This window comes from Halorubrum sp. CGM4_25_10-8A, assembly GCF_005435025.1.
Classification (GTDB): Archaea; Halobacteriota; Halobacteria; order Halobacteriales; family Haloferacaceae; genus Halorubrum; species Halorubrum ezzemoulense.
Map to the genome: position 1 here is coordinate 458722 of NZ_SGTX01000001.1, position 19260 is coordinate 477981.

General features: G+C 74.1%; 15 protein-coding genes. 4 read left to right on the top strand and 11 right to left on the bottom strand.

The genetic code is table 11. The features are described from left to right. Window positions 1-5: 5 nt before the first annotated feature. The 4 genes from EXE52_RS02340 to EXE52_RS02355 form a co-directional block, all read right to left on the bottom strand. Window positions 6-1172 (bottom strand): 5-(carboxyamino)imidazole ribonucleotide synthase, encoded by a 1167-nt coding sequence (locus EXE52_RS02340; RefSeq protein WP_049931233.1) that lies wholly within the window; start codon window positions 1170-1172, stop codon window positions 6-8. Window positions 1173-1457: 285 nt separating this feature from the next. After that, window positions 1458-2192, bottom strand: coding sequence for a hypothetical protein (locus tag EXE52_RS02345; protein WP_049931235.1), 735 nt, complete (start codon window positions 2190-2192; stop codon window positions 1458-1460). A gap of 96 nt (window positions 2193-2288) precedes the next feature. Beyond that, window positions 2289-3485 (bottom strand): cell division protein FtsZ, encoded by a 1197-nt coding sequence (locus tag EXE52_RS02350; RefSeq protein ID WP_086220041.1) that lies wholly within the window; start codon window positions 3483-3485, stop codon window positions 2289-2291. Window positions 3486-3623: 138 nt separating this feature from the next. Beyond that, on the bottom strand, window positions 3624-4727 hold the full coding sequence (locus EXE52_RS02355) for an AI-2E family transporter (protein WP_049931240.1): 1104 nt from the start codon (window positions 4725-4727) through the stop codon (window positions 3624-3626). Between the two features lie 153 nt (window positions 4728-4880). On the opposite strand from EXE52_RS02355, the gene EXE52_RS02360 reads away from it, so the two are divergent. Further along, on the top strand, window positions 4881-5378 hold the full coding sequence (locus EXE52_RS02360; RefSeq protein ID WP_049931242.1) for an NYN domain-containing protein: 498 nt from the start codon (window positions 4881-4883) through the stop codon (window positions 5376-5378). Window positions 5379-5393: 15 nt separating this feature from the next. Here the strand turns inward: EXE52_RS02360 and EXE52_RS02365 are convergent, their stop codons facing one another. From EXE52_RS02365 to dapA, 6 genes are read right to left on the bottom strand one after another with little or no spacing between them, the layout of a single operon-like run. After that, window positions 5394-6635, bottom strand: a complete 1242-nt coding sequence (locus EXE52_RS02365) for a M20/M25/M40 family metallo-hydrolase (protein WP_089307902.1) — start codon at window positions 6633-6635, stop codon at window positions 5394-5396. Continuing rightward, complete coding sequence (dapF, locus tag EXE52_RS02370; RefSeq protein ID WP_089307903.1) at window positions 6632-7546, bottom strand: diaminopimelate epimerase; 915 nt, start codon at window positions 7544-7546, stop codon at window positions 6632-6634. Before dapF ends, EXE52_RS02365 begins: the two co-directional genes overlap by 4 nt. Further along, the gene (gene lysA, locus EXE52_RS02375; RefSeq protein ID WP_089307904.1) at window positions 7543-8919 is read right to left on the bottom strand and encodes a diaminopimelate decarboxylase; all 1377 of its coding nucleotides are present in this window, start codon (window positions 8917-8919) and stop codon (window positions 7543-7545) included. Before lysA ends, dapF begins: the two co-directional genes overlap by 4 nt. Continuing rightward, entirely contained in the window at window positions 8916-9755 is an 840-nt protein-coding gene (locus EXE52_RS02380) for a 2,3,4,5-tetrahydropyridine-2,6-dicarboxylate N-succinyltransferase (RefSeq protein WP_049931247.1), read from the bottom strand. The genes lysA and EXE52_RS02380 overlap by 4 nt, the downstream gene beginning before the upstream one ends. 57 nt (window positions 9756-9812) lie before the next feature. Further along, window positions 9813-10604, bottom strand: coding sequence for a 4-hydroxy-tetrahydrodipicolinate reductase (dapB, locus tag EXE52_RS02385; protein ID WP_086216649.1), 792 nt, complete (start codon window positions 10602-10604; stop codon window positions 9813-9815). Beyond that, window positions 10601-11596, bottom strand: a complete 996-nt coding sequence (gene dapA / locus EXE52_RS02390) for a 4-hydroxy-tetrahydrodipicolinate synthase (RefSeq protein WP_086216650.1) — start codon at window positions 11594-11596, stop codon at window positions 10601-10603. Before dapA ends, dapB begins: the two co-directional genes overlap by 4 nt. Window positions 11597-11992: 396 nt before the next feature. Between dapA and EXE52_RS02395 the strand changes: the two genes are divergently transcribed. After that, on the top strand, window positions 11993-12949 hold the full coding sequence (locus EXE52_RS02395; protein WP_089307905.1) for an HD domain-containing protein: 957 nt from the start codon (window positions 11993-11995) through the stop codon (window positions 12947-12949). Between the two features lie 77 nt (window positions 12950-13026). Here EXE52_RS02395 and EXE52_RS02400 read toward each other — a convergent pair whose 3' ends face one another. Next, window positions 13027-14676 (bottom strand): aldehyde dehydrogenase family protein, encoded by a 1650-nt coding sequence (locus EXE52_RS02400; RefSeq protein ID WP_241988189.1) that lies wholly within the window; start codon window positions 14674-14676, stop codon window positions 13027-13029. A gap of 117 nt (window positions 14677-14793) precedes the next feature. Between EXE52_RS02400 and EXE52_RS02405 the strand changes: the two genes are divergently transcribed. After that, window positions 14794-18528, top strand: coding sequence for a MarR family transcriptional regulator (locus tag EXE52_RS02405; protein ID WP_089307906.1), 3735 nt, complete (start codon window positions 14794-14796; stop codon window positions 18526-18528). Between the two features lie 65 nt (window positions 18529-18593). Beyond that, on the top strand, window positions 18594-19103 hold the full coding sequence (locus tag EXE52_RS02410; protein WP_089307907.1) for a PUA domain-containing protein: 510 nt from the start codon (window positions 18594-18596) through the stop codon (window positions 19101-19103). Window positions 19104-19260 lie beyond the last annotated feature (157 nt).

The following is a 19260-nucleotide window of genomic DNA, read 5'->3' on the forward strand; positions in this document are numbered from 1 at the left end:
GCGAGCTACGCGTCGCGGAACGTCAGTCCGTCCCGGAGTTCTCGCGCGTGTGAGAGCAGCGCGTCGCGGTCGGCCCCGTCGTCGCTTCCGCCTGTCACGGTCAGATGCCCCATCTTCCGGAGCGGGTACACGTCGTCTTTGCCGTACCAGTGGAGGTCGGCGTCGGGCGCGGAGAGGACGGACTCGACGTTCCGGAGCGTCGCCGGTCCGGTCGCCTCTGCGTCACCGAGGACGTTCGCCGTGACCGCGGGCGCGACGAGGTCGGTCGGGCCGAGCGGCCACCCCAGCACGGCGCGGACGTGGTTCTCGAACTGCGAGGTGCGCGCGCCCTCGATCGTCCAGTGCCCGGAGTTGTGCGGGCGCGGCGCGATCTCGTTGACCAACACCTCCCCCTCGCGGGTCTCGAACAGTTCGATCCCGTAGACGCCCCGGCCGTCGAGGACCGCCAGTACGTCGCGGGCGACCGACTCCGCCTCGGCGACGACCGCGTCGTCGGCGCGGGCGGGACTGACGCTCTCGCGGAGGATCTCCTCGCGGTGGACCGTCTCCGTGACCGGGTACGTCCGCGTCTCGCCGTCGGCGCCTTTCAGGCCCATCACGGCGATCTCACGCTCGAAGTCGAGAAACTCCTCGGCCATCGCCGCGCCGCCAATCTGGTCGAGCGCGGCGGCCGCCTCGTCGGGCGTCTCGACCGGGACGTTCCCGCGGCCGTCGTAGCCGCCCTCGCGGGCCTTCAGCATGACGCCGCCGAACTCCTCGACGACGCGTTCGAGCCCCTCGGCGGTGGCGACCGCGACGAACTCGGGGACCGGGATCCCCGCGTCGGCGAGCGCCTCCTTCTGGACCAGCTTATCCTGAATCGTCTCCAGCGTGGCCGGGTCGGGGTGGACCGGCACGTCGTGGTCCTCGCTCGCGGCCGCGAGGACCGCCGGGTCCGTGAGCTCGATCTCGAAGGTCAGGGCGTCGACGCGGGCCGCCAGTTCGCCGATCGCGTCCGCGTCGTCGAAGTCCGCGACGATCTGGTCGGCCGCGACGGGCGCCGCCGGACAGTCGGGCGTCGGGTCCAACACGACGAGGTCGACGCCGAGCGGCGCGGCGGCCTCGGCCAGCATTCGGCCGAGCTGGCCGCCGCCGACAACGCCGAGCGTCGGCCCCGGAAGAGTGATCGACATGTGCGGGTCGGTACCCAACAGAGATGAATAAGTATTGCCAATCGACCCGTCGAATACACACAGATACGGATCAAAGCCGAGAGAGCTGCCTCGGTGCGTCGGAAGGACGGACGGGACGAACCGACAGGCTGAGCGGGGGCCGAAGGGGACGGACCGACGAGCCGAACGAGGGGCGGACGGGACGGACCGACGAGCCGAACGAGGGGCGGACGGGACGAACCGACGAGCCGAACGAGGGGCGGACGGGACGAACCGACAGGCCGAGCGAGGGGCTGGGAGGGCGAGTCAGACGGAGATCCGTTCGAGGTCGCTCTCGAGTTCGTCGACGAACTCGTTGTACGTCTCGACGAAGCCGCGGAACCGGTCGGCGTACTCCCGGACGTCGGCCGCGGAGGGGGCGCCGTACTGCGAGAGGAGGTAGAGCCCGCCGGACCCCCCGATCCGGAGATACGAGACGGCCCCCTCGTCGTGTTTCAGCTCCCAGCGGTCGCCCTTGACGCGCGCGGTGAACGTCCCGTAATCGTCTCCCTCGTACCGGTGTATCTCCCCGGCGATCACCGCGCAGGTGTCGCGGATCTCGTCGAGGACGCGGTCGCGCTCGGCCACCACGCCCTCGGTGGTCGCCGGCTCTGGGAACTCCGCGCTCACGCCGTCGAGGACGCCCGAGAGCGAGTCGACGTGCTCGTTCCACGCGGCAACGAACGCCGCGTAGTCGTCGAGCGCGGTCGAAAGCGCCGCCGGCTCCGGCGGCTGCTTCGTCGAGATCACGTACGTGTCCGAGCCCGACTTCGGCGAGAACAGGAGGAACTCCAGCTCGCCAGCCTCGTGTTTCACCGTCCACTCGCCGCCGGGCGTCGAGAGCGTTTCGCGCCCGTAGTCGCCGCCCTGGAGCCGCGCGAGCTGGTAGGCGATCCGCCCCGCGTGGTCGCGCACGGCGGCGACTATCTCGTCGCGGCGCTCCGCGACGGCCGCGGCGTCGCGCACGTCGAGGTCGATTCCGAGGTCTGCCTGCGTCGTCACGGGTTCACTGGGCGCGCCACTCGGTTAACCGGTTCGGGTCGGCGTCCGGTCCGCGGTCGTCTATCTACGCTTCCCCGCCGATCAGCGGCGGCGCAGTCACTCGATCGTCTCGCGTATCGCTCGAATCCGCTCCGGCTCGTCGAGCCCCGAGCGGATCACGACCGCCGAGACGGCGTCGCCGTCGGCGACCGGCGCGTCGCCGCTCAGTATCGCGTCCGAGCCGGTCTCGTCGGCGAGCCAGCGCCGCCCGTCGGCGATCGCCTCTCGGTTGAGCCACGCGGGCGGGCCGCCGACTACGAGGAGGGTCCGGTCGGCGCGCCCGCCGGCGACCTCGATCGTGTTCTTCCCGCGGGTCGCCTTCCGGATGACCGTCTCGATCGCCGACACCGCGGCGCTCGTGTCCACCTCGGCGGGCTCATCGGAGCCGAACAGCCCGAGCCCGAATCGGGACCCCGAGTCGGGCGGGTCCACCGCCTGCGTCGCGTGGCCGATCGCCGCGATCTCGCCGTCGCTCCCCACGGCGCGCGCGATGTCGCTCGCGTCGAGCACCTGCTGTGGCGTCTCCGTTCCGTCCGGCGTCTCGCCGGCGCCGAACAGCGCCGCGATCCGTTCGGCGGCGACCTCGTTCAGTCGCCCGCGGGCGTCCCCGAGCGTCTCTCTAGATCGGATCCACGCCGCGTTGTCGAAGGGGAAGACCGCCGCGCAGCGGTCCGAGAGCGCGTCGAGCGTCCGCGCGGCGTTCCGCTCGGCCAGCGGCCGATGGAGCGTCGGCGGCGCCGGGTCGCCGCCCGGTCCCGCAGCAACGGCCCCGTCGGTGGGCGCGCCCGCGGGGCCGTCCGACGCGCTCGCGGGACCGCCGTCGTCCGGTTCCTCCGTCTCGCCCGGCGTCGGGAGGAATCCGAAGGCGTAGACGGGGGCGTCGTAGAGCCGGGAGAGCTCCTCGGCGAGCGCAGGGGCCGCGCCCGCGCCAGCCGCGCCGCCGAGGCCGACGACGAGCAGGAACGCCTCCGCGAGGGAGGGCCGCTGGTCGTCCAGCGCCCTGCCGAGTTCGCTCGCGTGGGCGTCGCCGAGCCGGCGGCCCGCGTGGAGGTCGCCGCCGAGCCCGTCCCCGCCCGCGGCGTCGCCGAACCGGTACCGACGCTCCTCGCCGAGGGCGTCCAGCGCCCCGAGCGCGTCGATGTCCGTGTCGAAGGCGTGAACGCCCGCGAGGAACGGATCGCCGCCGCGGTCGGCGGCGAGTCGGTCGGCGATCCGCCCCCCGGCCCCGCCGAGGCCGATGACGTGTAGTCGCATACGTACCCCGGTCGTCGACCGGGGATAAATGACTTCGGCTCGCCGCGGCCGACGGGTTAGACGGCCGAGTGGTCCGACGACCGCGCGCTCGACACACCGGGCCCCGCGACGACTCAGAATTCGGGGCCCCGCGACGACTCAGAATTCGTCAAGCCGACGCTGGCCGGCGGGGACCTCGGACCCCGGGTCCGGCTCCACGCCGAGCAGGCGCAACAGCGCGGTGTCCGCGAACGTCAGCGCCAACACGAGGATGATCGGCGCGAGGAACAGGCCGTGGAAGCCGAACACGACCGGGCCGAAGATGTACGCGAGCATGAGCAGCCCGACGTGCGTCGTCTCGCCGCTGAAGTACGGTCGGAGGACGATGTCCGGGACGGTGTCGACGACCACGACCGCGACGGCGAGGAACCCGGCGACGTAGACGAGCAGCGAGACCTCGCCGTCGAGCGCGACGGGGACGGACATCGCCGCCGCGAGCGGGATGTAGACGATCTTCATGCCGATCACGGGGATCAGACTGGCGACGCCGGTGAGCGCGCCCGCGAGCGTCGGGTACGGGATCTCGACCGCGGCGGGGGCGACCGCGTTGTACCCGAGGTAGGTGACGACCGCGATGACCCCGATGGCGATCACGTTGAGGAGGTTCCCGTACAGCACCGCCTCCAGTTCTGCGTCGGCGGTCTCGAGGTACTCGCGGACGATCGCGTCGTCGTCGAAGCTGAGCAGCCAGTCGTGGAACTTGTCGCCGTCGATGAGCAGGTAGTAGGTGACGACCACGGTGATGAGCAGGTTCAGGGCGAGCCCGGAGACCGTGCTCGCTAGGAGCGACGCCTGCTCGGAGACGAGGTCGATGAGCGGGTCGAACTGCCCGGAGCGGTACGCGGTGAGCAGTTCGTCGGCCGTCGGGTTCGACAGCTCCGCGAGGTCCCCGATCACCGAGTTCTCCGCGCCGATGGTGTCCGCCACGGGGTACTGTTCGATGAACCGCCGCGCCTCCAGGATTAGCAACACCAGCGTGTAGCTCACCAGGCCGATGAGCGGGACGCCGATGAGCGACAGCGACACGACCGCGCGCACCCGAGACGGGAGCCGGAAGCGTTCGAGCCGGTGGTAGAAGCGCCGCGTCGAGTAGTAGAGGAAGACGGCGACGGTGAGCGGGGCGACGAACCGATAAGCCACGTAGCCGGCGACGATCGCGACCGCGAGGCCGAAGAGGGCGACGACGAACCGCTTCTCGTCCATGGGCCACGGTCTTCAGGGCTCGGTATAAACTATGGTGGTCGTAACGGTCCCGTCCGCCGGGACCGCACGGGGAGTCGTGCGCGACGGGACCGACCGCGGGTGGCGGTCGCGCCGATCCCAAAACCCCTAACGGCGGGGGGTGAATGGAGACCCATGACCGACATTCACCCGGACCAGCGCGTTGCGGTGCTGGCGGACTCACAGAACCTGTATCACTCGGCACAGAGCTTCTACTCGCGGAACATCGACTACTCCGGCCTCCTCGACGGGGCCGTCGCGGACCGGTCGCTGGTCCGCGCTATCGCGTACGTGATCCGCGCCGACTCCCCCGAGGAGGAGAGCTTCTTCGAGGCGCTCCGCGACATCGGCTTCGAGACGAAGATCAAGGAGATCAAGACGTTCGCGGACGGCTCGAAGAAGGCCGACTGGGACCTCGGGATGAGCCTCGACGCCGTCTCGCTCGCGAGCCACGTCGACACCGTCGTCCTCTGTACCGGCGACGGCGACTTCGCCCGGCTCTGCTCGCACCTCCGTCACGAGGGGGTCCGGGTGGAGGCGATGGGGTTCGGCAACTCCGCCGCCGACGAGCTGATCGAGGCCGCCGACGACTTCGTCGACCTCGCGGAGGACGAGGAGAAGTTCCTGTTGTAGGAGCCACCCGAAGGGCTACCCGAGCAGCGTCGACAGCGCGCGCTCGACCGTCGCCGCCGCCGCCTCCACCTCGCGCACTCGGACGTACTCCCGCTCGGCGTGCGCGACGGCCCCGCTTTCGTCGGCAAGATCCCCCGGACCGAACACGACCGTCGGCGCCGGCGCGAAGTACGACGCCTCCGTCGCCGCGCCGAACGGGCGCACGCCCCCGCCGCGCCCGCTCGGGAGACCGACGGCGTCGCCCGCGTCCCGCGCCGCGGCCGCGACGGTTCGGACGAGTTCGTGGTCTGGTTCCGTCGCGAACGCCTCCAAGAACGGCGACTCGCGGTCGGTGAGCGCGACCGCGGTGTCGACGTCGCTGGAGTCCTCCCCAGCGCCGTCGCCGAGCGACGCCCGCACCGCGGCCGCGAGCGACTCACGGAACTCCTCGGCGGACTCCGGCGGGACGCTGCGCCGATCGACCGTGATCTCGCAGTCCGCCGGCACCTGGTTCGTCGCCGCACCCCCCTCGATGACGGTCGGGGTGAGCTTCGGCGACCCGAGCTGCGGATGGTCGGCTGCGTCCGCGTCGAACGTCCGGATCGCCGCGAGCGCGTCCTCCGCGGCGGCGACCGCGTTCGCGCCCGCGAACTCCGCGGCGTGGGCAGCCGTTCCGGACAGCTCGACGGTCGCCTGAAACCGGCCCTTGGCCGCGGTACAGGCGTCGAGCCCGGTCGGCTCGCCGACGAGGAACAGGTCGCCGTCGAGTCGGTCGTCGGTCCCCGGGAGTCGGCCCGTCAGCGCCGCCGCGCCGAGTGACAGCGCCTCCTCGTCGGGCGTGAGCGCCAGCGTGATCCGGCCGCGCTCGGGGTCGGCGGCGAGGAAGCCCGCCAACAGCGCCGCAAGCGGTCCCTTCGCGTCGCAGGCGCCGCGCCCGCGGATCACCGCTTCGCCGGCCGCGGCGTTCGCCTCGGGGCCGCCACGCTCGTCCGCGCTCGCCTCGCCCCGCTCGAACGGGACGTGCGGCGTCACCGTGTCGAGGTGCGTGTTCAACACGAGGTGCGGGCCCGAATCGGGCGCCGGGGATCGCTTCTCCGCGAGGACGCAGCCGTCGGCGTCGACGACGGGGTCGGTCGCGCGAGCCGCGAGCGTCTCGACGACGAGCTCGCGCATCGCTTCGACCGACTCGTGGGAGGCGATCGGGACCGCGTCTTCGAGGAACGAGACCGGGTCGAACTCGTCGTCGCGGCCCGGGGTGGCGTCGCTCCGGTCGCTCATCGCGGGTCGGCGGGGAGCGTCCCCGAGAACTCGTGGGCGACCGGACCGGTCAGGGTGGCGTGGCCGCGGTCCGGAACCGCGATCTCCAGCTCGCCGCCCGGGGGGCGGCTCACCGCGGTCTCGCCCTCGATCAGTCCGAGCCGGCGGGCGGCCGCGACGACCGCGACCGCGCCGGTGCCGCAGGACCGCGTCTCCCCCTCGACGCCGCGCTCGAATGTGCGCTGGTCGAGCACCGCGGGGCCGTCGCCCGACCCGTCGTCGACGACGGCCGCGAGGTTCACGTTCGCGCCCTCGGGGAAGGCGTCGGCGTGACGGACCGGCGGCGCGACCGCGTCGAGGTCGACCGCGTCGATGCCGTCGGGGTCGTCGCGCCCGCCGTCGACGAACGCGACCGCGTGTGGCACGCCGGTGTTGACGGCGGTGACGGGCAGCCCCGCGACCGGCTCGTCGACGAGGGGCTCGTCCGCGAGGGCGCCCCCGCGGGCGGCCGGAACGCGACGCGGGTCGAACGTCGGCTCGCCCATCTCGATGGTGGCCGCGGTCGCGTCCGCGTTCACGGTCGCCCGCCGGGTCCCGGCCTGCGTGTCGATCATGAACTCGCGGTCACCCGTTCGGTCGTTGGCCCACCGCGCGACGACGCGGGCGCCGTTGCCGCACATCGTCGCCGTGGAGCCGTCCGGCTGGACCAGCGTCATCACGACGCGGGTCGGGTCGAACCGCTCAGCGACGCTAAGGAAGAGGACGCCGTCGGCGCCGCGGCGGTCCCCGTCTCCCTCGACGCCCGTCCCGCGGTCGCAGTGCGCGCGCGCGAACGCCGCGCGGTCGCCGACGCCCTCGGCGTCCGCGTCGACGACGATGAAGTCGTTGCCGGTGCCGTGGTACTTCTCCACCGGGACGGCGTGGGCGCTCATCGGTCGCCCTCCGATCGGCCGGCTCGGTCGCGCGGGATCTCGCGTTCGACCGTCGTCAGGTCGCCGAGCGTCTCCCTGCGGCGGGCGATCGTCGCGGTTCCGTCGTCGAGCGCGACCTCCGCGGGCCGCGGTCGTGAGTTGTATTGGCTCGCCATCTCGTACCCGTAGGCGCCCGCGACGCCGACCGCAAGGAGGTCTCCGCGGACCGGCTCGGCGAGCGCTCGGTTCTCACAGAACGCATCGCCGGTCTCACAGATAGGTCCGGCGACCGTGACAGGGGTTGCCTCCCGCTCTCCGACGGGGGGCGCGTCGCCTCCCTCGCGCCCCCGCCCGCTCCCCAAGTTGCGGATCGGGTGGTACGCGTCGTACATCGCCGGACGGAGCAGGTCCGTCATCCCCGCGTCGACGCCGACGACCGTCTCGTCCGGCGTCGGCTTTACCGTGTTCACGCGCGCCAGGAGGACGCCGGCGTCGGCGACGACGTACCGCCCGGGTTCTATCGCGAGGTCGAGGCCCTCGGGGAGCGGCGCGACCGCCTCCCGGGTGGCGTCGGCGACGGCCCGCAGGTCGAGCGCCGGGGCGTCCTCCTCGTAGGGGACGCCGAACCCGCCGCCGACGTCGACGTACTCGAGGTCGAGGGGAGCGGCCCCCTCGGCGTCCGGGTCGGTCAGCTCGCGCGCCAGGTCGCCCATGCGCGCGACCAGTTCGCGGTGGCTGTCGAGCTGGTCCGGGTCGATCCCGGAGCCCGCGTGGGCGTGGACCCCGACCGCGTCGAAGCGCTCGGCCGCGTCCCGCGTCACCTCTGCGGCGCGGTCGTACGGGACCCCGAACTTCGCGGCCCCGCCGGTGGTGACCTTCTCGTGGTGGCCCGCGCCGACGCCGGGGTTCACGCGGACGCAGACCCGGCCGTCGTACCCGCGCTCCGCGAGTCGGTCGAGGGTGTCGACCGCGCCGACCGTGACGGTGAGGTCCGGGTCGGCCTCCGCGACGCCGGCGACGTAGTCGAGGTCGCGAGCGGGGGGGTTGACCGCGGTGTAGTGGAGCCGGGAGCCGTCGAAGCCCGCCGCGAGCGCGCGGTCGACCTCGCCCGCCGAGGCGCACTCGGCGTCGAGGCCGGCGTCGCGAACGGTCTCCAAGACGGCCTGGCCCGTGTGCGCCTTGACGGCGTACCGCACGTCCGCGTCGGGGAACGCCGCGAGCAGGCGCTCGCAGTTCTCGCGGACCCGGTCGAGGTCCTGGACGTACAGGGCCGTCCCGTGGGCGTCGGCTAGTCCGCGGAGGCGCCCGGCGTCCCAGTCGCTCACGCGGCGGACCGGGGGGTTGTCGCCGTCCGCCTCGTCGGTCGCTCCCGCGGCCGCCTCGGCGTCGCTCATTCGCGGAGCGCGTCCTCCCGCTGCGTCGCCTCCAGCGTCTCCTCCTCGACGTGCGTCGCCACGACCGCGGGCTTGTACGCCCCGCCCTCGAACAGGTCATGGTCGCCGACGGACGACTCCACCATCCGGGTGAACGCCCGTCGCTCGGCCGGGAGGTGCCCGTAGATGACCTCCTCCTCGACGAGGTCGTAGACGGGGATTCGGGGGGTCAGCAGGGTGTTCTCGCCGACGACCGTGTTCTCGCCGACGCGGAACCCCGAGGTGACCCGACAGCCCGCACCGAGGGAGACACCGTCCTCGATGATTACGGGCGCGTCCTCGACGGGCTCGAGGACGCCACCGATCAGAGTGTTGGCGCCGAGCTTGACGTTCTCGCCGAGCTGCGCGCAGGAGCCGACGGTGTCACAGGAGTCGACGAGCGTGCCGTCGCCGACGTACGCCCCCATGTTGACGAACGAGGGGCTCATCATGATACAGTCGCTGCCGAGGTACGCCCCGCGGCGGATCGCGGTCCCGTCCGGCGTGTTCCGCGTGCCCCGCTCGGCGAGGTCGGCGGTGTCGCGCAGCGGGAGCACGTCGTGGTAGGTGACGCCGCCGTACTCGCGGGGCTCCGTCTCGCGCAGGCCGAAGTTGAGCAGGATCCCCCGCTTGACCCACTCGTTGGCCTCCCACGAGGTCACGTCGTCGCCGCTCTTCTCTGCGGCGCGGACCTCGCCGGCCTCCAGGGCGGCGAGGAACTCGTCGACGACGGCCGCGTCCTCGTCGGTCGCGTCCGCAGCGGTCAGCCCGTCCTGATAGCGGTCCCACAGATCGGAAACGTCGGCTTCGAGGCTCATTGGATGGTGTATGGATGAGTAGCGGTATTTACTCGTCGAAGTAAGTATGTCTCGTCGTTATTCATCGGCGGCCCCGGCGTCCAGCACGTCGCCGAACCCGTACCAGCCCGGGTCGCGCTCGGCGAGCCACTCGGCGGCGTCGAGCGCGCCCTCGGCGAACACCCCGCGGTCGCCGGCGCGGTGCGTGAGTTCGAGCGTCTCGCGGTTCCCGGCCAGCAGGACCTCGTGTTCGCCGGTCACGTCCCCAGCACGGCGGGCGTGGACGCCGATCTCTCCGGACTCGCGCGGCGCGTCGCCCTCGCGGCCGTGGACGCGCTCGTCGAGGTCCTCGCGAACGCCCTCCACGTCGTCGAGGATCGACTTCGCGGTGCCGGAGGGGGCGTCGCGCTTCGCGTTGTGGTGCGTCTCGGTCAGCTCGACGTCGTAGCCCGGCAGCGCCGCGGCCGCCTCGCGGACCGCCCGGCGGAGCGCCGCGACGCCCCGCGCGAAGTTCGACGCCTTGAGGACGGGCACAGCTTCGCTCGCGGCGCGGATGTCGTCGATCTGCGCGTCCCCGAACCCGGTCGTCCCGGTGACGAGGGGGACGCCGGCGTCGGCGCAGGCCGCGGCGTACGCGACCGCCGAGTCGGGGCCGGTGAAGTCGACGAGGGCGTCCGGGGCCTCGCTCGCGAGCAGGTCGTCGAGGCGGTCGGCGTCCCCGACCGCGACGCCCGCGACCGGGTCGGTCTCGGTCCGGTTGACGGCGACCGCGACCGTGACGCCCTCCCGGGCGGCAGCGGCCTCGATCACCTCGCGGCCCATGCGACCGCCGGCGCCCGTCACGGCGATTGACAGGGGGTCGGCGCTCATTCGGCGCCCCCGGTCCCGACGGGAGCGACGGCCGTCGGGTCGATCGTCCCCGGCGCGCGCTCGTCGTACGCGGCCAGCAGGTCTCGGAGCGCCTCCCGGCGTCCCTCGGAGAGCCGCGAGAGGGGCGAGCGGACGCGGGGGGCGCCGCGTCCGCGGAGGTACATCGCCTCCTTCACCGGGATCGGGTTCGTCTCGGCGAACAGCTCGCGGACGAGCGGCGACAGCTCGTGGTGGAGCGTCCGCGCGCGGTCGTAGTCGCCGGAGAGCGCGGCGCCGACCATCGCGCAGGTCCGTTCGGGTTCAACGTTGGCGACCACGCTGATCGTCCCGGTGCCGCCGACCGAGAGGACGGGGAGCGTGAGCCCGTCGTCGCCCGACAGCACCGCGAACGCCTCGTCGCGGGTCCGCTCGATCACCTCGCTGATCAGGTTGAGGTCGCCGGAGGCCGCCTTGTAGCCGCGGATGTTCGGGTGTGCTGCCAGCTCGACGGTGACATCGGCCGGGATCGACCGGCCCGTGCGGCTCGGGACGTTGTAGACGATCTGCGGGAGGTCGACCGCGTCCGCGATGGTCCGGTAGTGGTCGAGGAAGCCCTGCGGTTCGGGCATGTTGTAGTACGGCGAGATGAGCAGCAGGCCGTCGGCGCCCGCGTCGGCCGCGCGCCGCGACAGCGACAGCGCCTCCTCGGTGTTGTTCGAGCCGGTACCCGCGATCACGGGGATGTCGTCGAGCGCGTCGCGGACCGTCTCGATCACCGCGACGTGTTCGTCGTGGCTCATCGTCGCCGACTCGCCCGTCGAGCCGACCGGGACGACGCCGTCGACGCCGGCGCGTTCGAGGTACCGGGCGTTCGCCGCGAGCTGGTCGTGGTCGACCGCGTCGTCCTCGGTGAACGGGGTCGTCATCGCCGGGTAGACGCCCTCGAAGGGCGCGTCGGTCGCCTGGCTGTCCGTCTGCGTCGCGTAGGGTGTCGTGGTGGTCGTGTCTGTCATGGGGTGCTGCGGTGGGTCCGGATCGGTAAGCGGGCCGGTGCGCGCGGGTCGGGGGTCGTCCGGGACGGGGTCGCCACTCCCGCCGGCGGACGGATCACGCGCGTTTTTTCGAGAAGAGCCGCGTCGCTGACGCCGACTGCGGACCGCACGCGGACGCGGATCGGGTCACACCGGTATATGGACCGGTCGCGCGCTTATACGTTGTGCCTCGCGCCGAAACTGCCGCCGCGGCCGGTTGGCCGCCCGCTCTCCGCGGTTCCCGCCTCGGCGGCCGCCGCGTCCGGGAGCGTGCGAGGCGGGGGACACGGCCGATCCGGTCGTCGTTACGGGGCCGAGCGTCACCGCGGGGCCGCGCGTCTCGCACATTTATCCCGGCCGGGACACTCTGAGAGAGGCATGAGCGACCCCACCGACGACGACCCAGAGCCCACCGACGACGGCCCAGAGCCCACCGACGACGGCCCAGAGCCCACCGACGGCGACGACGCCCGCGACCCGACCGCGGAGGACGCGCCCGCAGCGCGCGAGGAGATAGACGCCGACACCGACGCTACGCGTCACGAGTACGACCCGGACGCCGAGCACGCGTTCCCGGACGGGCGGCTCAACGAGGTCCTCGACCGGCTCGAATCCGACGAAGAGGTCCTCACCTACCTGGAGGCGCAGAACGTCAACCCGGTCGCCCGGAAGGGGTACAACGACCACGGCGCCAAACACGTCGAGATCGTGCGCGACCGCGCCCTCCGGCTGTACGACCTGCTCAAGTCAGGCGGCGTCGGGTTCAACGGCGCGCGCCAGCAGGGGCTCGACGAGGCCGACGAGCCGGTGATCGTCGCGCTCGCGGCGACCCTCCATGACATCGGCCACGTCGTCCACCGCCACGACCACCCCTACTACTCGATCCCGCTGGCGGCGGACCTGCTGGACGACCTCCTCCCCTCCTTCTACGGCGTCGCCGATCGGGTCCGCGTGAAGGCGGAGGTGCTCCACGCGATCCTCTGTCACCACACCGAGGAACAGCCGCTCACGCTGGAGGCGGGCGTCGTCCGGATCGCCGACGGCCTCGACATGGAACGCGGGCGCTCGCGTGTCCCCTACGAGGAGGGCGGCCGCGGGATCAACACCGTCTCCTCGCAGGCGATCGAGCGCGTCTCGCTGCGCCAGGGCGACGAAACGCCCGTTCAGGTCGTGATCCGGATGAACAACGCCGCCGGCGTCTACCAGGTCGACTCGCTGCTGAAGGCGAAGATGGAGGGGTCGCTGCTGGAAGACCGGGTCCAGACGATTGCGATCAACACCCACAGCGACGGGCAGGACGGCAACGGCTCGATCGTGGACAAGATCGAGCTCTGACGGGGCCGCGGAGCACGCGGGGAAACGTTTCACGGGCTGCGGGGAGACCGCTTCAGATCCTCCGTGCGGAGACCGCTTCAGGGCCCGCGGAGCGTGTCGCCCGCGCCGTTCCGGTGTGACGCGCCGTCGACGACGCTCGTCGCCGCGACGGTCGTCGTCCGCGCGAGGCGGGCGGGCGTGAGCCCGCCGCACAGCTGGCTCCCCTCGGCGGCCCCGCCGCCCAGCACGGGCGCCGCCTCGAACCCGTTCGAGCGCGCCCCCGTCGCCGCGATCCCCGGCTGGTTGACGACGAGGCGCCCGGGAGCGAGCCGCGCCGCGGCCCGGCGGGCGCGGCGCTGCTGAGTGGTGTGGACCGCCGCCGCGTGAGGGGACCCGAGGTCGGCGGCGAGCCCGAGCGCGGCGTCGAACCCGTCGCGGCCGTGGACCGCAATCGCGGGGATCCCGGGCAGCGTCGCGAGCGGGTCGTCGGCGCTGTCGGGCGTCACGATCAGGAAGGAGGTCTGACGCGCCGCGTTCGGGAGGCCGAGCGCGGCCGCCAGCCGCCGCGGCGACTTCCCGCGCGGGTCCGAACCTGCGGCGCGTGCCTCGCTCTCGCCGCCCTCCGAGTCGCCGAGGAGCGCGCGGAGGCGGTCGCGCTCGGCCGCGTCGAGGACGTACCCCCCCTCGTCTTCGAGGGCGGCGCACAGCGGGTCGACCGCCGGCGACACGGTGACGACCGCGGCGTCGCCCGCGGGGTGAGCCCCGAAGTCGTACGTCGCGCCGACCGCGACCCGCGCCGCCACGGCCGGGGCCGGGACCGACCCGTCGGCGACGGCGACGACGCCGTCGGCGCTCGCGGCGACGTTCGGCGTCCCGCAGCGCTGTCCCGCGGCGACGGTGGTCTCGGAGCCGGCAGCGACGACGAAGTCGGCGCGCTCGAACAGCGCGTCCGTCTCGGGCTTCGAGGGCGGCGCCGGGAGCATCGAGACCGCGTCCGTCGGCGCGCCGGCGTCGGCGAGCGCGCGACTGACGGTCTCGACGACCGCGTCGCACGTCTCGACCGCCGACGGCGACGGCGCGAGGACGACCGCGTTCCGCGCGGCGAGCCCGTACAGCGAGAGGACCGCGGGGACCACGACCGGGTGCGTGGCGGGGACCGCCGCGCCGACGACGCCGAGCGGCCCGGCGACCGTCACCGTCCCCGCCGCGCCGTCGCGGTCGACCACGCCGGCGGTCGGCGCGTCTCGGACCGACCGCCGGGCGGCGTCGATCTCGGTCGCGACCTTCTCCGCCTTCGTCCCCGGGTGCCCCCGCCCCGTCTCGTTGGCCGCCGACCGCGCGAGCCGGCTGATCGTCTCTCCGTCCGCCAAGCGCTCGCCGACGGACCGCACGAGGGCGGCGGCGTCGTCGGGGTCCCACGCGGCCAGTTCGTTCGCCGCCGTCCGCGCCGCGGCGACGGTTCGCTCTGCGCGCCGCGACGAGTCCGAGGCCGCCGCGTCGGGTCCGCCGGCCGCCGCCCTCGCTTCCTCCGGGCCGGTCGCGCTCGGACCGTCGCGTCCATGCGTCGCCGGTCCGTCGCTCCCGTCCTTCGACGCCTCGGCGGGGTCGGTCGGTTCCGTCCCGTCGGGCGTCTCCGCGCCCGGGCCGTCGCTCCCGTCCTTCGACGCCTCGGCGGGGTCGGTCGGTTCCGTCCCGTCGGGCGTCTCCACGCCCGGGCCGTCGCTCCCGCTCGTCCGATCCCCACTCATGGGTACCACTGCGCCGGTGTCCGGCTTATTCTCACCCCGTGAAACACTGTGTCACCGCGCGGGCCAAGTCGTCATCGAAGAAACAGTTATGTCGGTGGGGACGGTGCGGGGGGACGTATGACCGAGCCGTCGGAGCTCGCGGGCGTCGTCGAGCGTCGCCTCGACTTCCTCGAACGGCTCGCCGCGGAGCCGCTGCGGAAGCACGAGCTCGTCGACGCGCTCGGCCACTCCCGGTCGACGGTGAACCGCGCGATAGACGAGCTGGAGGCGGCCGGGCTCGTCGCCGGCGAGACCGACGGCTACCTGACGACGCTCTCGGGCCGCCTCCTCGCGGAACAGTACCGCGAGTTCCTGACGGCCGCGGCCGACCTCGCGGCCGCGGGCGACGTGCTCGACCCCCTCGGCGCGGATGTCGGCGTCGACCCCGCGGTCCTCCGGAAGGCCGAGACGCACCGGGCCGCAGCGCCGGACCCGTACCGACCGCTGGAGGCCCTCGACGACGCGCTCGCCGACGCCGACTCGGTCGCCGCCGCGCTGCCCGCGTTCCCCTACCCGCGGGTGGCGGAGCGGCTCCGGCGCGCGGCCGTCGGCGGCGGCTCCGTCGATCTGGCGCTGGCGGATCGGGTGTACCGCCACGCGACCGAGCGGTTCGCGGACGACCTCGGTACCGTCGCGAACCGGGACGACTGTCGGATCGCCGCCGTCGACGCCGTCGACGCGGGGGTCGTCGCGGCCGACGACACCGCGCTGCTCCTCGTCTTCGACGACGGCGCGCTCCACGGCGTGACGGCGTCGACCGAGCCAGAGGCGGTCGCGTGGGCGGAGACCGAGGTGCGCGGGCTGATCGAGCGGGGCCGCGACACGACCGAAGCGCTCGCGGCGACCGGGCGCGCGGCGGGGAAGCGGACCGGAGGCGGCCGGTCCGAGGACGACCGGCCCGGAGGCGGCCGGCTCGGCGGCGACGGCTCGCGTGACTCGCGCCGCTCGTCCGACGGCGGCCTCTTGGGGCGCGGGTATCCGAACGACGAGGGGGCCGGATCGCTCTCGGCGCAGGGGTTCCGCGCGGTCGACGAGGACCGCCTCGCCGGCGATCCGAACCCGTGCGGCCCGCTGCGGGCCACGGCGTCGTTCCCCGAGGTCGACGCGGGACACGTCCTCGAGAGGAGCGTCGCGTGCGACGGCGAGCGGCGCGAGCTCGCGGGGGCACTCGTCGAGGGGCTCGCCGGGGGGACCGACCACGCCCTGGTCGGGCCGCCGGGAAGCGGCAAGAGCACCGTCTGCCGGAGCGTCGCGGTCGAGTGGTACCGGTCGGGACGCGGCCCGGTGACGTACCGGACAAGCGACGGGGGCGACCCGTTCACCGCGACGGACCGCCTGCGCGAACGCGTCACCGGGGGGGACGGACACCACCTCGTCGTCGTCGAGGACGCCGTCGACCCGGGGGCCGCGGAAGCGATCACCGTCGCCCGCCAACTGGCCGACTGCGGCGACGTGTCGTTCCTGTTCGACGCGCGCGAGGAGCCGTACGACGACCTCGACGGGCTCCCGCTGTCGCCCGCTGACCTCCGCTACCGGCGGGCGATCGAGACCGTTCGGATGCCCCGACTCGACGAGCGCGAGGTGGAGCGGTTCGTCCGCCACGTCGCCGACCGCACCGGAACCGCGCCGGCGGCCGACCCGAGCTCGCTGCTTGACGACGTGCGCGGCGACGACGACGAGCGCGTGGGGGAGCTGCTCGCGCTCGGCCACCGCCTCGTCCGCGCGGTCCGAGGCGGGACCGTTCGGTCGGAAGAGGCGGACGGGAACGCCGGCGAGGCGTCGCCGGAGAATGAAGCGGGCGGCGCCGCGCCCGCGTCGGGGTTGGAGCGGGCGGTCGCGGAGGCGGTGCGCGAGGTCAGGAACCGCCCGCCGCCGACCGCGGACGTCGCGGTGCTGGTGAACCTCCTCAACGTCGCCGGCGCGAGCGACCTCCGGACGCTGGCGTACGCGCTCGTCGACGATCGCGAGGGGGCGACCGGGGGCGGAACCGACGGCGAGCCGTCGCCGACCGTCGACGGGGTCCGACGGGCGCTCGACCGCCTCGCGGGGACGGTCCTCGTCCGGGCGGGCGACGGGGAGTACCGCGCGGTCCACGACGAGTGGTCGGTGCTGTTCTTGGAGCGGCTCGTCGACCGCGAGCCGGAGCCGGTCGTCGCCAGACGCGTGGGCCGGGTCGTCTCGCGGCTGCTCGCGCTCGCGGACGACCCGGCGCGTCGGTCCCGCGTCCGGCGGGCCGTCGGCGGGGAGGCGCCGGCAATAGACCGGATCGAGCGCGACCCGAGCGCGTGGGCGGCGGCGACCGTCCGGTCGGTGTACGGCGTCGGACGGCGGTACCCGCGGCTCGCCGCGCTGTACGGTCGCGTCCGCTACGCGTGGATCGACCTCCCGGACGCGTGCCCCGACGACCTGCGCGACCGGCCGCCGGAGTGGGTCGCGCGGATGTACATCGACGCCGGCGACCTCGACGGCGCCGCGGCGGCGCTGGACGCGTGGCGGCCGACCGGCGAGGCGGGGGCGGCCGAGCGCCAGCGGGGGTACGGCGACGTCGCCCGTCGGCGGGGCGAGTACGACGCGGCGCGGGAGCGGTTCCGGCGGGCCGAGGAGCTGTTCGCCGCCGCGGGCGATCGGACCGGGCTCGCGTCGGCGGTCCGCGGGCGGGCGCAGGCGGCGCACTTCGACGGCGACTACGAGGCCGCGTACGAGGCGGCGTCGCGGGCGTGCGCCATCGCCGCGCGGACCGGCGACCCGATCGCGAAGGCGAAGGCGATGACGGACGCCGGCAACGCCCTCGACGCCCTCGACGGGTCCGACGCGGTCCTCGAGCACTACCGGGTCGCCGGCGACCTGTTCCGCGCCCACGACGACACCCACGGCGAGGCGAACGTCCGGGCGAACCTCGCGGTCGCGCTGCGGCGGCGGGGGGACCTCGACGCCGCCGAGCGGACCGCGCGCCGCGCGCTGGACGGCTACCGGACGGCGGGGGACGAACATCGAGAGGCGATTTCGCAGTTGAATCTCTCCGCGATCGCGGAGCAGCGCGGCACCGTCGGCGAGGCGGTCGCTCGCGCGGCGGAGGCCCGGGCGATCGCCGAGCGGATCGGCTCCGACATGTGCGAGGCGCTCGCGTTGAGCCACCTCGGCAGCGCGGCGCACCTCGCCCGCGACTTCGACCGGGCGGAGCGGTTCCTGAGGACTGCCTTGGACCGCTTCGACGCGCTCGACGCCGACGCCCGGCGCGCGATGGTGACCGCGATCCTCGCGGAGGTGGCGGTCGACCGCGGCGATCCGGGCGCGGCCGAGCGGCGGGTCGAACGGGCCGCGGCGCTGCTCGACGACCACGCGGGCCGCAAGCGGCTGGCCGAGACGGACCGGATCCGCGGGCGGGCGGCGCTGGCTCGCGGCGACGCCGACGCCGCGGCGACGGCGCTTGAATCCGCGGTCGAGTCGGCCCGGGAGGGGGGGTTCGCGCAGGCCGAGGCGAAGGCGCTCGCGTCGCTGGGCGCGGCGGCGGCCGAGCGCGGCGACGCCGAGGCGGCGGCGGGTCGGCTGACGGCGGCGCTCGACCTCGGCCGGCGGGTCGAGGACGCGCGGGCGGTCGCGTCGGCGGGCGATCGGCTCGCCGACCTGCTCGCGGGGAACGACGCCGGACCGGAACCGATCGACCGCGAGGCGCTTCGGGCGGCGCTCCGCGAGGCGCCGCCGGAGGCGGTCCCGCCGGATTCGGCCGCGGACCCGGCGGCGTACCGGGAGATAGCCGAGCGCTGGCGCGTCGACGGCGACGGGGTCGCCGCGTCGTACCCCGCGCTCGGCTGAGGGGTCGGCCCGGCGGCTTCGGGCGCTGTCGCAACCGCTTTCAGCGCGCGCTGAGAACGGCGGCCATGACCGACGCCGACACGCTCGCGGACCTCCGGACCGCGGCCGACTACCAGTTCGGGGCCGACGCGGGCGAGGCCCTGTTCCCGCCGGACGCCCCGCTCACGGTGCGCCGGTCGAGCGGCGGCCGCCCGCGGCAGGTGATCGACGGCGACGTCGACGACACCCCCGGCAGCAGCGAGGGCGACCGACTCGTCTCGTACGGCACCGACGGCCGGTTTACGCTCGGGCTCGCCGGCGGGAAGCGGATCGCCGACGCGTTCCCCGAACCGCGACACCGGATGGTCGTCGGCGAGGAGAGCGAGCCGTTCGTGCGCGAGGGGCGCAACGCGTTCGCGAAGTTCGTCACCGCGGCCGACGACGGGATCCGCCCCGGCGACGAGGTGCTCGTCGTCGACGAAACCGGAGCGATCTTCGGGGTCGGCCGCGCCGAACTCTCCGGCGCGGAGGCCGAGCAGCTCGGCTCCGGCGTCGCCGTGAAGACGCGCGACGGGAACCCCGCTGACGGCGACTGACGGATGTGTACGCCGGCGCGTGCCTGCGAGCGGCCGCGCCACCGGCGGCCGCGAGACAGCACGCGCGAGGGACGCGGTGAGCGCTCGGAGAGCGCGAACCGCGAGGCTGGGGAGGCGCGAGGTGCGGGGCGGTCGCGGTCGGGCGGGACTCGAAGGG